The sequence below is a fragment of the Arthrobacter sp. Soil761 genome (genome assembly GCF_001428325.1).
Lineage (GTDB): Bacteria > Actinomycetota > Actinomycetes > Actinomycetales > Micrococcaceae > Arthrobacter.
In genome coordinates this window covers 105689-120454 of sequence record NZ_LMSF01000032.1, presented here as the reverse complement: position 1 = coordinate 120454, position 14766 = coordinate 105689, and the positions used below count along the sequence as shown (strand labels likewise).

Below are 14766 nucleotides of genomic sequence, written 5' to 3'. Positions count from 1 at the left end.
ATCAACGGGGCTGCTGGGATAACCTAGAGCAGTGACTTATGAGATCGAGATCGGCCGTGGCAAGCGTGGGCGTCGTGCCTACTCCCTGGATGACATTGCAATCGTCCCCAACCGTCGCACCCGCGACCCCAAGGACGTTTCCGTCTCCTGGCAGATCGACGCCTACCAGTTCGACATGCCGGTGATCGCGGCCCCGATGGACTCCGCCATGTCACCGGCAACGGCCATCGCGCTGGGCAAGCTGGGCGGCCTGGGCGTCCTTGACCTTGAGGGACTCTGGACCCGGTACGAGGATCCGCAGTCTGTTCTGGATGAAATCGCTGCGCTCCAGGACGAAACCAACAGCCCAGCCGTCACTGGCAGGATGCAGGAGCTGTACCGGGCGCCCATCCAGCCGGAACTCATCACGTCCCGCCTGGCCGAGATCCGCGAGGCCGGCGTCACCGTGGCCGGATCGCTCACCCCGCAGCGCACCCAGGAGCACTACAAGACGGTCGTGGCCGCAGGCGTCGACATCTTCGTCATCCGGGGCACTACCGTCTCCGCCGAGCATGTCTCCAAGAACCACGGACCGCTGAACCTGAAGCAGTTCATCTACGAACTCGACGTCCCCGTCATCGTGGGCGGGGCGGCCGGCTACACCCCGGCGCTGCACCTCATGCGGACCGGCGCGGCTGGTGTGCTGGTGGGCTTCGGGGGCGGCGCAACCACCACCACGCGGCGCGCCCTGGGCATCCACTCGCCCATGGCGTCAGCCATTTCCGACGTCGCGGCCGCCCGCCGGGACTACATGGACGAGTCCGGCGGCCGCTACGTGCACGTCATTGCCGACGGCGGCATGGGCACCTCGGGTGACATCGTCAAGGCCATCGCCATGGGCGCCGACGCCGTCATGCTGGGCAGCGCGCTGGCGCGCGCCGAAGAGGCACCCGGCAAGGGCTGGCACTGGGGCCAGGAGGCGCACCACCTGGAACTGCCGCGCGGTGACCGCGCCAACGTCGGCACCGTGGGTCCGCTGGAGGAAGTCCTCTTCGGGCCCGGCCACCACACCAACGGCACGTCCAACCTCATTGGTGCGCTGCGCCGCTCCATGGCGACCACCGGTTATTCGGACCTCAAGGAATTCCAGCGGGTCGACGTCGTCGTATCGCCCTACGCAGGGAACTGACGCGTTGGACGGGGCAGGGTGGGCGCCGCCCACCCTGCCCAAAGCACGCCGCCAGCAAGTAGTGTGGGTTTACAACCGGCACTAGAGGCACTGGAGGCGTTCAATGAAGAGTGTTCCTGCAAACGGCGGAGCCCTTGGCCCCGAAGCCAGGGAAGCATCCATCCAGCGGTTGCGCGCCACGTCCGAACCCGGCCGGGAACTGGACATCCTGATCGTCGGTGGCGGCATCGTCGGAGCGGGAGCCGCTTTGGACGCCGTGACCCGGGGGCTGAGCGTTGGCATCGTCGAGGCAAGCGACTGGGCTGCCGGCACGTCGTCACGGTCTTCGAAACTCATCCACGGCGGCCTGCGGTACCTGGAGATGCTCGACTTCGCCCTGGTCAAGGAGGCCCTGCAGGAACGCGGGCTGCTGCTCTCCGAAATCGCCCCGCACCTTGCCCGCCCGGTGCCCTTCCTGTATCCGCTCACCAAGCCGTTTGTCGAGCGGCCTTACGTGGGCGCCGGCATCGCGCTCTATGACCTCATGTCCATCTCCAGCGGACACAGCCGCGGCGTGCCGTTCCACAAGCACCTGAGCAAGCGCGGCACCCTGCGCGCCGCCCCCAGCCTGAAGAATGATGCCTTCGTGGGATCCATCCGGTACTACGACGGACAGGTGGACGACGCCAAATACGTGGCAAACCTGGTGCGTACCGCTGCGTACTACGGCGCCCACGCCGTGAACCAGATGGCGGTGGTGGACTTCCTGCGCGAGGGCGAGCGGGTGGTCGGAGCCAAGGTGGAGAACCATGAGGACGGGACGCAATTCAGCATCCGGGCCAAGCAGGTCATCAACGCCACCGGAGTCTGGACGGACGAAACCCAGGCCATGGTGACCGACCGGGGCCAGTTGAAGGTCCGTGCCTCCAAGGGCATCCACCTGGTGGTTCCCCGCGACCGCTTCCAATCCACCGTGGGCCTGATCCTGCGCACGGAAAAGTCGGTGCTCTTTGTCATCCCGTGGGGACGGCACTGGATCATCGGCACCACGGACACCGACTGGCACCTGGACAAGGCCCACCCCGCGGCCTCAAGCAAGGACATCGACTACGTCCTGGAGCACGTCAACCAGGTGCTCAAGCGCCCGCTGACCAGGGAGGACGTTGAAGGGGTCTATGCCGGACTCCGGCCGCTGCTTGCCGGTGAAAACGATTCAACCGCCAAGCTGTCCCGCGAGCACGTTGTGGCACACCCTGTCCCCGGCCTGGTGGTGGTGGCCGGCGGCAAGTGGACCACCTACCGGGTCATGGCCAAGGATGCGGTGGACGAGGCCACCCGCACCATGGACGAACGGGTCCCGCCGAGCTGCACGGAAACCATCCCGCTGCTGGGCGCCAGCGGCTTCCGTGCGGCCTGGAACCGGCGGAACCGCACCGCGGAGGAATCCGGGGTCCATGTGGCACGGATCGAGCACCTGCTCAACCGGTACGGCTCCATGACGCCCGAGGTGCTGGCCATCATCGAGCAGAACAAGGAACTTGCCGAGCCCATCCCGGGAGCGGATGACTACCTGCAGGCGGAGGCGGTCTATGCCGCAACCCATGAAGGGGCCCGCCACGTGCAGGACGTCCTGACCCGGCGGACGCGCATTTCCATCGAGGCCTGGGACCGCGGCGTGTCCGCTGCCCCTGTTGTCGCTAAACTGATGGGTGACGTCCTTGGCTGGAGTGACGCGCAGCGTGAAAACGAGGTCCGCCACTACATTGCCCGCGTGGAAGCCGAACGCCTCAGCCAGCAACAGCCGGACGACGAATCCGCAGACGCCGCCCGCCTGGGCGCGGAAAACATCGTGCCCTTGCGCTGAGGGGCCGTTCGCCCTGCACTGCTGACAGAAGGGATACGCCTTGGCGGAACCACTGGACCCGTATGACGCCCACCTCACCACTGCCGACATGGTGATCCTGGAAATGGAAGCGAAGGACAAGACCGACGCCACCACCCAGTTGGCGGAACGGCTGCACGCAGCCGGGCGGATCTCGGATCTTGACGGGTTCCTGAAGAACGTCAATGCCCGCGAGCACCAGCTTGCCACGGGGCTCCCGGGCGGCATCGGGCTGCCGCATGCGCGCAGCGAGTTCGTCTCCCAGACCTCGATCGCGGTGGGGATCGCCAAGTACGGCCATGCCCTGGACTTCGGCGCCGCCGACGGTCCGGCCACGGTGATCCTGCTGATTGCCACCCCCGCCAGTTCCTTTTCGGACCACCTGGAAGTGCTGGCCACCCTGGCACGGTCGCTTTCCAAGGAATCCTTCCGCGAATCGCTGCGGCGCGCCTACGACGCCGAAGTGATCGCCGAACTCATCAACTCCAGCCTGGTGTTCTTCGACCACTAGGTCCGCCCGGACCACCAGGCCCGCGTGTCCGCCCTTTCCAGGTCCGGGCGTCCCCGGCGTTTAGTTGTTCTACAAGAGTACGAAGTACGGTTAAGACGTGTGGAAAACAGCCCTCAAGCCCCGATGGATCGCAGGCTTTGTCTTCGCGATCGCGCTCTCCGGGGTCTTCGTGCTGTTGAGCCAATGGCAGTTCGGCCGCTCCACCCAACCCGAAGTGCCCGTTAATCCGGCCACCGAACAGGTCCAGCCGCTGACAAGCACGCTCCAGCCTGGCGAGTTCTTCCACGGCAGCGTCGCGGACCAGATGGTCACTGCGCAGGGAACGTACAGTGCGGACAAACAGGTCCTGGTTCCCGGCCGGCTCCATGACGGAAAGAGCGGCTACTGGGTGGTCTCGGCCTTCGCCGTGAACGGCGCCCCCACCCTGACCGGAGCCGCCGCAACACCGCAGACCTGGATCCCCGTGGCACGCGGGTGGGTGGCGGAACCGCAGGACGCGGCAGCACCGCCGTCGGGCCTTGTTGAACTGACCGGACGCCTGCTGCCGTCCGAGGCGCCGGTGGCCGGGAAAGCGCCGAAGCCGGGGGAGGCCTCGGCTGTGTCCGTGGCGGAGCTCATCAACTACTGGGACGTGAGCAGCTACCCGGGCTTCGTGTCGGCCACCGCAGAGGTGGTGGGCGGCCAGGACGTGAGTGCCGCGGCCGTACCCGGCAACCTCTTGCCGCTGGACATCGGCCCCCAGCCGCCGGCACAGCACATCAACTGGCTCAACCTCTTCTACTCCATCGAGTGGGTCGTCTTCGCCGGCTTTGCCCTCTTCATCTGGTGGCGGCTGGTCAAGGACGACTACCACCGGGACCTCGAGGAGGCCCTCGATGACGCCGAAGGTTCCGAGCAGGACGAACCGCACGAACCGCACCAGCTTCCCCCGCACCAGCCTGACCAGCACCAGCAGCCTGACCAGTCCCAGCAGAAGGTACAGCCATGATTGATCCGAAACCGGCCACCCCGTCCCCGCAGGCTCCCGGCGGCAAGACGTCCGGCAGGAAGCGCCGCTTCGGCGGCACCGAGGCCCAGATCCGGTCGGCCCTGAAGTTCTATAGGGTCATGGCCTACCTCACCGGCACCATGCTGCTCCTGCTGTGCGCTGAACTCGTGGCCCGGTACGGCTTCGGGCAGTACCTGTTCGCCGGCGGCACCAACGCCGTGACCGGCCAGCCGTTCGGTTTCGGGTTCGCGGACGCCGAGCCGCCGGGAGTACTGAACGGCGTGAACGTCTCTGTTACGGTCCTGATCGTGCACGGCTGGATGTACGTCGTCTACCTGATCTCCAACTTCCGCTTGTGGTCCCTGATGCGCTGGCCCTTCCTGAAGCTGGTCCTGCTGGCCCTTGGCGGCGTGGTGCCGTTCCTGTCCTTCATCGTCGAGAAGAAGTTCCACGCCGAGGCGGAGGCCGAACTCGCTGCCAACCCGCAGGCTCCGCAGCGGTACTAGCCCTCCGGGCTGCCGGCCGCTGAGGTGCCTGGCCCCTCGCGGCGGCCGCCCGCCGTCGTACGTCTGCTCCGTCACAGCACGGCGTCTCAAGGTGCGCCGGTGCAACGGCGCCAAGTAGGCTATTACGGTGACTACTCCCACTGCATCCCAAACTTCCCAGAAGCCGGTGCTGGTTGTTGATTACGGTGCCCAGTACGCGCAGCTGATTGCCCGCCGCGTCCGGGAAGCGAATGTGTATTCGGAAGTGGTTCCGCATACCTACACCACCGAGCAGCTCCTGGCCAAGAATCCCGCCGCCATCATCCTGTCCGGCGGACCTTCCAGCGTCTATGCCGACGGCGCCCCGAGCGTGGGTGCCGACCTCTTCGAAGCCGGCGTCCCCGTCTTTGGCATCTGCTACGGCTTCCAGGCCATGGCCAACGCCCTGGGCGGCAAGGTGGACAAGACCGGCCTGCGGGAGTACGGATCCACCGAAACCACCATCCTCGGTGACAGCCGCTCGGTGCTTGAGGGCATGCCCCAGCACCAGAAGACCTGGATGAGCCACGGCGACTCCGTCCACCAGGCGCCGGAAGGCTTCGAAGTCCTGGCGACGACGGCGGGCGCGGAGGTAGCTGCCTTCGCCAACGAGGAAAAGGGTCTCTTCGGCGTGCAGTGGCACCCGGAGGTCAAGCACTCCGCCTACGGCCAGCAGGTGCTGGAGAACTTCCTGTTCAACTGCGCCAAGCTCGAGCCCAACTGGACCACCGGCAACATCCTGGAAGAGCAGGTGGAACGCATCCGCCAGCAGGTGGGGGATGCACGGGTCATCTGCGGCCTCTCCGGCGGCGTGGACTCCGCAGTGGCGGCAGCCCTGGTCCAGCGTGCCGTAGGCGACCAGCTCACCTGCGTGTTCGTGGACCACGGACTCCTGCGTGAAGGCGAAGCGGAGCAGGTGGAGCGCGACTTCGTGGCCGCCACCGGCGTGAAGCTGTACGTCGCCAACGAACAGGAACGCTTCCTCTCGGCCCTGGCAGGCGTCAGCGATCCGGAAACCAAGCGCAAGATCATCGGCCGCGAGTTCATCCGCGCCTTTGAGGAAGCCGAACTGGCCATCATCGCCGAGGCCGCTGCCCACGGCGAGAAGATCAAGTTCCTGGTCCAGGGCACCCTGTACCCGGACGTCGTCGAATCCGGCGGCGGCGAAGGTGCCGCGAACATCAAGAGCCACCACAACGTGGGCGGCCTCCCCGAGGACCTGCAGTTCGAGCTCGTTGAGCCGCTGCGCGCCCTGTTCAAGGACGAGGTCCGCGCAGTGGGTGCCCAGCTGGGGCTGCCGCAGGAAATCGTTGGCCGCCAACCGTTCCCCGGCCCCGGCCTGGGCATCCGGATTGTCGGCGAAGTGACCAAGGAGCGGCTGGACCTGCTGCGCAAGGCAGACGCCATTGCACGCGCCGAACTCACGGCAGCCGGCCTGGACAACGAGGTCTGGCAGATGCCCGTCGTCCTGCTGGCGGACGTCCGCAGCGTGGGCGTCATGGGCGACGGCCGTACCTACGGCCACCCCATCGTGCTTCGCCCCGTCTCCTCCGAGGACGCCATGACAGCCGACTGGTCGCGGCTGCCCTACGATCTCCTGGCCCGGATCTCCGGCCGGATCACCAACGAGGTGGACGGCGTTAACCGGGTGGTCCTGGACGTCACCAGCAAGCCGCCGGGAACCATCGAATGGGAATAGCATCCTAAGTGGCCGGCCTCCGCCAGCGGGGGCCGGCCGCTGCTTTTCCCGGATGAATCCCGGCAATTTCCCGTGCTCCAGTGTTGCGGTCGCTCAAGTCCGGCGCCGAAGCGGCTACTCTCGAATCTATGCCGGTATGGTCCAGGACGTCACGTGCAAGCGCAGAAAAGAAGGCAGAAGTGTCAGTTGGTCAAGGCCACCCGGAAGGCTCGGAAGAGCTTCGCAAATGGCTGTCCGGGCTTAAACCCGTTACCGGCGCGGACACGATGCTGCGCTTCACCAAGACACCCGAAGGCTCCATCGACCTTACGTCGGCACACCCCTCCGGGCTCGCCCAGCTCATGGCCGGGCGCCGCACACGCCTGTCCACCCTGATCCGTGACCGGCAGCAGTATGTGGTGGCGGCCCGCGCTTCGCGCAACATCCGGTCCAAGATCTTCGAGCTTGCCAACGACCGCGGCATCGATGCCGGCTACCTGTCCGCGGGCACTGTGGTGTGGACGTCAGCCGTCGGCGGCAAACCCCAGCGGGTGTCCGCTCCGGTCATGCTGACCGCCATCTCCCTCACGGTACGGCCGGGGGAGGACGACTTCGAACTGCAGCTCACCGAGCAGGCGCACATCAACCCGGCCCTGGTGCGGCACCTGAAGAACATCCACGGGATCGTCTTTGACGTCAACGCCGTGACCCGCCTCGCCTACAGCACCGCCCGGTTCGACCCCCAGCCTGTCCTGGACCGGCTGGCCACCCTGATCCGGCCCATCCACGGCGCGGAAACCCAGCACAACCTGCTCGTTTCCACGTTCGCCGACCTCTCCGGCAACCTCGACGATCCCTGGATCAACGACTCCCATCCCATTGTGTCCGCGCTGGCTACTGCTGCCGGCGGCGAAGTGGTGGACGTGGAGGAACCCGACCCCTCCCGCTTCCCCCACCTGGACAACAGGCACCCCAAGGACGAGCTGCTGCTGCTGGATGCGGACACTGACCAGCAGTACGTCGTGGACGCGGCGCGCGCCGGAGACTCCCTGGTGGTCAGCAGTCCGCCCGGCACCGGGCAGACCCAGACGGCCATCAACACCATCGGTGCCCTGGTGGACGCCGGCAAGACTATCCTGGTGGTGGGCGACCGCCGCGCCAGCCTCAACGAGGTCTCCGGGCATCTGGAGTCGCTGGGGCTGGAGTCCATCCTGTTCCAGCTCTCCGGAAACGTCACGGCGCAGCAGCTGAAGGGCCAGCTGCTCCGGGCGATCGTGCGCAACGAAAAGTCACTGGAACCCCAGCTCGGGAACCTCCACAACACCCTGGTGGAACACCGGCACGCCCTCATGGACCACGTGGCGTCGCTCCACAACGTCCGCGAGCGTTGGGGCTGCTCGCCCTACCAGGCCATGCAGTCACTCGCGGAGCTCACCTCCATCCACCCCGCGCCGGCCACCACCGTCCGGCTCAAGCGCAGCGTCCTGGACAGTATCCGGGACCGCGAGGAGCTGGCCGGCAGGCTCAGGCGCGCGGCGGAACTGGGCAGCTTCAGTAAGGCGGCCACCACCAGCCCCTGGCACGGGGCCCGGCTGCTGACCCGCAAGGAGACGGAGGAAGCCCAGGACCTGGTCCGCTCCGTCGCCAAGAGCCTTCCCCTCCTCCGCGACCGCATGGACGCCGTTGCGGAGCACGCCGAAATCCGCCTGGGCGAATCATTCGCCGAGTGGGGCGAGCAGCTGGAACTGCTGGTCGCCGTCCGCGGAAGCCTGGACAAGTTCACCCCGGACATCTTTGACCGGCCCGTGACGGACCTAATTTCCGCCACCGCGCCGTCCGCCTGGCGGCGTGAGCGCGGCATCGAGCTGACTGCCATGCAGCGCTCAAGGCTGCGCCGGGTCGCCAAGGAATACGTGCGCCCGGGCGTCCACATCGCAGACCTGCACTCATCCCTGGTGCTGGTGCAGGAGCAGCGCGCCCTGTGGGCGGGCTACGCCACCACGCAGCGGCACCCCGCCGTACCTTCCGGCCTGGCCGAAATGATTGCCATGTACCGGTCCCTGGACGGCGAACTGGCACAGCTGGGTGAGGCGCTGCGGCACACGGAAGGCGGCGGCTCGCTGTCCACCGTTCCCTACGCGCGGCTGATGGAACGCCTGGAGCGCCTGGTGGCGGACACCGACACGCTTAAGACCCTGCCCGAGCGCACCCTCCTGGTCGAGAACATGCGCGAACACGGCCTGGGCGAGCTTCTGGCCGACCTCGCCGAGCGGGAAGTCCCGGAGGGATCCGTTGCCGCCGAGCTGGAGCTGGCCTGGTGGCAGTCCGCGCTTGAGGCAATGATCAGCGGTGACGACTACCTGGCCATGTCCGACGGCGACGCGCTGCGCCAGCTTGAGGCAGAGTACCGGCTGGCGGACAACGCCCACGTTGCCAGCGGCGCCGCCCGACTGCGGTGGGACCTGGCGGAACGGTGGCGCACAGCCATCGCTGCCCAGCCCCGCCAGGCCGACCTGCTGCGGAGCCTGCTCAAGGACGGCCGGGTCTCCCTGCCGGCCCTTACCGCACAGGCTCCGGACCTGATCGGCACCCTGGTTCCCGTCTGGTCTGTCAGCCCGTACCTGATGACGGGCCTGCTTCCGGCGGAACAGCACTTCGACGCCGTCGTAATCCTCGATGCGGAAGCCACCTCGCTTCAGGCTGTCCTGCCGGCAATCGCCCGTGCACGGCAGGTGATTGCCTTTGGCGACTCGCGCATTGCCACGCCGCGGACCTTCACCGTCGGGGTGGAACGGCTGGCGCCCGGCGAGTCGGCCCACCACCGGGTGGAAAGTGCCTTCACGGCATTGTCTGCCGTGCTTCCGGTGTGGCGGCTCAACGTGGTGTACCGGGCGGTGGACGAGGACCTGGTCCTTCAGCTGAGCAAGAACTTTTACGACGGCGGCCTGCGCCGGCTGCCGGAAGGCCAGTCGGCCACGGGGCTGGACCGGTCGCTGCTGGTGGAATACCTGCCGGACGGCACGGGCCTGCCCAGTGCCGGCGACGAAGGCGTGGAGTCCGTGGTGGCCGAGGTCAACCGCGTGGTGGAGCTCGTCTTCGAACACGCCCGCCTGCGCCCGCGATCGTCGCTGGCAGTGGTTACCGCAAGCCTGCGGCACGCCGCCAGGATTGGTGAATCCATCAGGCTCCAGCTGTCCAACCAGCCGGGCCTGGCCGGCTTCTTCGGCGCCGGGCCGGAATCTTTCCGGGTAGTTGACCTTGAACGCGCCCAAGGCCTGGTCCGCGACCACGTCATTTTCTCGCCCGGATTTGGGCGGACCCCGCACGGCCGCGCCCTGCACAACTTCGGGCCGCTCTCCGCGGAGGGCGGCCGGGAGAAGTTTGCCCTGGCCATGACCCGGGCGCGCCGTTCCATGCACGTGCTCACCTGCTTCCGGCCGGAGGACCTGGACCACACCAGGCTCACCCACGGGGCGGTGGATCTTTATACTCTGCTGGACCGGGAAATTTCCGGCAACACCGATCTCGGGACTCCCGCGTCCCGTGCCGCGGCCAGCGAGCAGGCGCTGGGAGCGGACCCGCTGGTAGCGGACCTGGGGGACCGGTTGCGGGCCCGTGGCGCCAGGGTCTGGCACCAGTACGACGGCGCCATCGACGTGGTTGCCGCGGCGGATCCCCTGAACACCATGGGCCAGGACGACCCCGACCTCCCGCGGCCCGTGGCCATCGAATCCGACGGCACGGCCCAGTACCGCACCATGAGCGTGCGTGAGCGCAGCAGGCTGCGGCCGCAACTGCTGGAACGCCTGGGATGGCGGTACATGCCCCTGTGGACCATCGAGGTCTTCACGGACCCCTCGTCCTGCGCGGACCGCATCGCCGGTTACCTGGGACTTGAGAAGATGGTGCTTCCGGGCCGGACCACGTCCAGCACAGGATTCCTGGACGATGACTTCAACCACGCACTTCACGGAATTGATGGGGCGCCTGCTGCCGGTGTTTCCTACCTGCCTTCCGAGGCTGTCAGCCAAGGCCGGCGCGCCCAGGGGACAAGGGAAGCGGGTGCCACGACGAGAGAAGACCGGCCTGGGAAAGACAGGCCCGAGGAAGACATGCGCCAGAACGAGAACAACACCCGGAACACGAACGACCTGAACAGGAACGACGACCTGGATAAGAACGGCGGCTCGAACAGGAACGACGACCTGGATAAGAACGGCGGCTTGAACAGGAGCGGGGCCGCAGCCGGAACTGACCGCGGTGCCGCTCCCGCGGATTCCGCAGCGCCGGTGCCTTCTCCGGGGGCGCGGCCGGCAGCGGGGGGCACCGACGAGATCCTCCCGAGCAAGGCGGCGGAAGACGACGCCCGCAGCTGGGGTGACCGGGAGGACGATCACGATACCTGGTTGAAGGAACAGAAACCGCCGCACTGGGGCTGACCCACATCATCCGGGCCACGCTTGAGGTCAGGGCGGCCCGACCAGGACGAAGAACAGCCTGCCCTGGGTGGAGGCGCCGGCCAGGCGCAGTGATTGTTCGGCGGTGGCTGCCACCACGATCAGTCCATCGGTCTCGGTGGTGCCGAGCCATTGACCCCCTTGGCCGCCGTTGTTCGAGGTCCACAGCACCGGGACGGCAGACGCCAGGACCTCAGAGGGACCCTTCTGGTCGAACCCGTTGGCTGATGTCAGCACAATGTTGACCAGCTGGCCGGGGGAGACCAGCTGGATGGATGAGGCATCCGCCATCCGCAGGGGAACCGCGGCCGAACCGGGGGGCGTCCCTGCCAGGAGCCCGGGGCCCAGCAGCTGGGCGTCGGTGAGGAGCTGGCCCTTCCGCAGCGGCGCTGCGAGCTGCTTGCCTGCGGTTGCGGATCCATCCCGGAGGAAGCCGTCGGTCACCATCCCGGGCGGCACCTGGACCTGGGCCAGGTCTGCTGCCGTTACCGTTGTTCCCGCGGGCAGGTCCCGGGCAGCGGACAGCGCCGTGACGGTGGTGAGCGGGGCGGGAGTGAGTTGCTGGACAGCGATTGCTGCAGCTGCGCACAAGAGCAGGGCCGCTACGAGGCCTCGGTTGCGGCTGAGCCAGCCGGCAAACCGCGAGTGCAGGGGACGCCGTCCGGGGCGGCGGGGGATGTTACGGGCACCTGCAGCATGGACATGGCCGGGGAACCGGAGACCGTCGCGGCGACGTCGGAAGAGTACTGGCATGCGCCCACGCTAGGTGACGCCAAAGCGGCACGGGAGCCCGGACGGCGGCTATGTGGACAAAGGCGGCCGGACGCAGGAAGCGTCCGGCCGCCGTCGTAAAGTCCCGGGCTGCTTAGCTGGCGGCAGCTGCTGCCGGCGCCGGCGCGGCGGGGGTGGCAGCGGGCGTCGCTGCGGGTGCGGGGGAGACGGAGCTGCCCTTGGAATCGCGGGAATCCGTGCGGTAGAAACCCGAGCCCTTGAAGACGACACCGACGCTGTTGAACTTCTTGCGCAACGTGCCCTCGCATTCCGGGCAGGACGTCAGGCTGCTGTCCGAGAACGACTGGACAATGTCGAAGGCGTGGCCGCAATCCTTGCAGGCGTAAGCATATGTTGGCACTGGTGCTCCTCCTCTTGGGCAAACGAGAGGTCCCGTGCTGCCACCGGGTAAACCGTTAGCAGTCGCAGGGCCTGAGTGCTAATTCTATCACTGTGCCCGAATGGACGGGCTCAGGCGTTGCCCGCCAATGGCCGGTATCCGGACGGGGCCAGGACGGCCGGGACCGGTCGGTCGAACTTCTCGGCCGGTATCCGGCCGGCGGGCAGCAATTCGTCATCGTAGATAACAGCGGCCAGGGGAATTTCCTTCCCTGCCGTAGCCAGGTGCCCCAGGAATTTGTCGTAGTAGCCTCCGCCCTGCCCGATCCTGTTGCCGGCGAGGTCCACTGCGGTGGCCGGAATAAAGAGCACCGCTGCGGCACCGGCCGTTTCCGGCCCGTGACGGTGCCCCGTGGGCTCCAGGATTGGTGCATATTTGCTGCGCTCGAAGCTGGTCTCCGGCGTCCAGAACACCCAGCTCAATTCGCGGCCTTCCTCGCACACCGGAAGCAGTACCTGATGGCCGCTGCGATGCAGGGCGTTGATCAGGGGCAGGGTGGGCGGTTCGTGTCCCACGCCAAGGTACACGCAGGCTATCGAGGCGTGCTTCCCTGTGACCGCCCCCGCCCATGCTTCCCCATGGACGGCCAGGGCCGCGCCGGCAGCTTCGAGCTGCGCCGGCGTCAGCGCTGCCCGCCGCCGGCGGTGGGCGGCCCTGATGCCGTCCTTGACTGCGTTGGTCTCCTGCAGCATGGTGTCCTTCCTGCAATGCCCCGTATTGGGAGGTTCTTCCCGCACCGGCACGGGCTTGCCGCTCCGGTGGTTACTCAAATGCTTGACGCTGACGTTAGATTAGACCGGTGAACACCAGTAACCCCAGAGTCCGCAAAGCCGTCATTCCCGCCGCGGGCCTGGGCACCAGGTTCCTGCCAGCCACCAAGGCGATGCCCAAGGAAATGCTCCCCGTCGTGGACAAGCCTGCCATCCAGTATGTGGTGGAGGAAGCCGTCCACGTGGGCCTCCACGACATCCTGATGATTACGGGCCGCAACAAGCGGGCCCTGGAAGACCACTTCGACCGCGTGCCGTCCCTTGAGTCAACGCTCGAGGACAAAGGGGACACGGAGAAGCTGGCGTCCATCCAGGCGGCCAGCCAGTTGGGTGACATCCACTACGTCCGGCAGGGCGACCCCCACGGCCTGGGCCATGCGGTGCTCCGCGCAAAACAGCACGTGGGTGACGAAGCCTTCGCTGTCCTGCTGGGAGATGACCTGATTGACGCCCGCGACGAACTGCTCAGCACGATGATTGACGTCCAGGCCAAAACCGGCGGGTCCGTCGTCGCCCTGATTGAAGTGGAGCCGTCGGAGATCAGCGCCTACGGCTGTGCGGACATCCAGGACATCGACGGCGAAGACTACGTCCGCGTCAACCGGCTGGTGGAAAAGCCGTCACCCGAGGAAGCGCCCTCCAACCTGGCCCTGATCGGGCGTTATGTCCTGCACCCCGCCGTCTTCGGCGTCCTTGAACACACCGAACCGGGCCGGGGCGGGGAAATCCAGTTGACGGATGCCCTCCAGGAACTTGCCTCCGGTGATGGTGAAGGGCACGGGGTGTACGGGGTCGTGTTCCGGGGCCGGCGTTACGACACCGGCGACAAACTCAGCTACCTCAAGGCCTGCATCCAGCTCGCCATCGACAGCGACGACCTGGGCCCGGGCCTGCGGGAATGGCTGCCAGGTTTCACCTCGGACCTTTCCCGCTAGCGCCATGCGCAGTGGTCCCATCTGGCCGGTCACCCTGGAGTGCGGCGACTTGGTCCTGCGGCCCATCCGGTACCGCGACAAGAATGAATGGATGGAGGTGCGCTCGCGTAACAGTGAGTGGCTGCAGCCGTGGGAGGCCTCCAATCCGGATCCGGGCGGTGGGCTGCCCGATTACCGGCACATGGTCCGGTCGCTCAAAGTGCAGGCCGCGCAGGCCACAGCTTTGCCCTTCCTTATTACCGAGTGGAGGTCGGGCCTCAGCAGCCCCGCCATCGTGGGCCAGTTGACCGTGTCGTCAATCGTGTGGGGTTCGGCCATGATGGCAACCCTTGGCTACTGGGTTGACCAGGCACGGGCTGGACGGGGGATCGCCCCCACCTCCGTGGCGTTGGTGACGGACCACTGCTTCAGGACCCTCGGCCTGCACCGGATGGAAATCAATATCCGGCCCGAGAACGGACCCAGCCTGCGGGTGGTGGAAAAGCTGGGATTCCGGGACGAGGGGTACCGGCCCCGTTTCCTGCACATCAACGGCAAATGGGCCGACCACCGTTCCTTCGCCCTCACCGCGGAAGAAGTCCCGGAGGGCCTGCTGGGCCCCTGGCTGGCCTCGCGCCGGTCATAAATCCAACGGTTTGCCAGAGGGGGCACGACACACCGGGGCTAATGCGGCCTGAGCAGGCATGATGCTCATACGGTTTTG

At 67.0% G+C, this 14766-nt stretch carries 12 protein-coding genes; 9 read left to right on the top strand and 3 right to left on the bottom strand.

The window, feature by feature from the left end; translation table 11 throughout:
- Nucleotides 1-31 precede the first annotated feature (31 nt).
- From ASG79_RS22050 to ASG79_RS22020, 7 genes are all read left to right on the top strand, one after another.
- Nucleotides 32-1168 carry a GuaB3 family IMP dehydrogenase-related protein gene (locus ASG79_RS22050; RefSeq protein ID WP_056394169.1) on the top strand — a complete coding sequence of 379 codons (1137 nt, stop codon included), beginning with the start codon at nucleotides 32-34 and terminating at the stop codon, nucleotides 1166-1168.
- Between the two features lie 103 nt (nucleotides 1169-1271).
- Complete coding sequence (locus ASG79_RS22045; protein ID WP_056394166.1) at nucleotides 1272-3011, top strand: glycerol-3-phosphate dehydrogenase/oxidase; 1740 nt, start codon at nucleotides 1272-1274, stop codon at nucleotides 3009-3011.
- Between the two features lie 40 nt (nucleotides 3012-3051).
- The gene (locus ASG79_RS22040; protein WP_056394163.1) at nucleotides 3052-3540 is read left to right on the top strand and encodes a PTS sugar transporter subunit IIA; all 489 of its coding nucleotides are present in this window, start codon (nucleotides 3052-3054) and stop codon (nucleotides 3538-3540) included.
- 97 nt (nucleotides 3541-3637) lie between these two features.
- Nucleotides 3638-4528, top strand: a complete 891-nt coding sequence (locus ASG79_RS22035) for an SURF1 family protein (RefSeq protein ID WP_056394160.1) — start codon at nucleotides 3638-3640, stop codon at nucleotides 4526-4528.
- On the top strand, nucleotides 4525-5034 hold the full coding sequence (locus ASG79_RS22030; RefSeq protein ID WP_056394158.1) for a DUF3817 domain-containing protein: 510 nt from the start codon (nucleotides 4525-4527) through the stop codon (nucleotides 5032-5034). Before ASG79_RS22035 ends, ASG79_RS22030 begins: the two co-directional genes overlap by 4 nt.
- A 127-nt stretch (nucleotides 5035-5161) precedes the next feature.
- Nucleotides 5162-6751, top strand: coding sequence for a glutamine-hydrolyzing GMP synthase (gene guaA / locus ASG79_RS22025; protein ID WP_056394155.1), 1590 nt, complete (start codon nucleotides 5162-5164; stop codon nucleotides 6749-6751).
- Nucleotides 6752-6879: 128 nt separating this feature from the next.
- The gene (locus ASG79_RS22020; RefSeq protein WP_056394153.1) at nucleotides 6880-11169 is read left to right on the top strand and encodes a DUF4011 domain-containing protein; all 4290 of its coding nucleotides are present in this window, start codon (nucleotides 6880-6882) and stop codon (nucleotides 11167-11169) included.
- A 27-nt stretch (nucleotides 11170-11196) separates the two neighbouring features.
- Here ASG79_RS22020 and ASG79_RS22015 read toward each other — a convergent pair whose 3' ends face one another.
- From ASG79_RS22015 to ASG79_RS22005, 3 genes are all read right to left on the bottom strand, one after another.
- Nucleotides 11197-11940 (bottom strand): Flp pilus assembly protein CpaB, encoded by a 744-nt coding sequence (locus ASG79_RS22015; protein WP_082581894.1) that lies wholly within the window; start codon nucleotides 11938-11940, stop codon nucleotides 11197-11199.
- Between the two features lie 112 nt (nucleotides 11941-12052).
- Complete coding sequence (locus ASG79_RS22010; RefSeq protein ID WP_056394151.1) at nucleotides 12053-12319, bottom strand: FmdB family zinc ribbon protein; 267 nt, start codon at nucleotides 12317-12319, stop codon at nucleotides 12053-12055.
- A gap of 110 nt (nucleotides 12320-12429) precedes the next feature.
- Nucleotides 12430-13050, bottom strand: coding sequence for a 5-formyltetrahydrofolate cyclo-ligase (locus ASG79_RS22005; RefSeq protein ID WP_056394148.1), 621 nt, complete (start codon nucleotides 13048-13050; stop codon nucleotides 12430-12432).
- Between the two features lie 107 nt (nucleotides 13051-13157).
- Between ASG79_RS22005 and galU the strand changes: the two genes are divergently transcribed.
- The gene (gene galU, locus ASG79_RS22000) at nucleotides 13158-14063 is read left to right on the top strand and encodes a UTP--glucose-1-phosphate uridylyltransferase GalU (RefSeq protein ID WP_018769231.1); all 906 of its coding nucleotides are present in this window, start codon (nucleotides 13158-13160) and stop codon (nucleotides 14061-14063) included.
- 4 nt (nucleotides 14064-14067) lie between these two features.
- Entirely contained in the window at nucleotides 14068-14688 is a 621-nt protein-coding gene (locus tag ASG79_RS21995) for a GNAT family N-acetyltransferase (protein WP_056394144.1), read from the top strand.
- The last annotated feature ends 78 nt before the right edge of the window (nucleotides 14689-14766 follow it).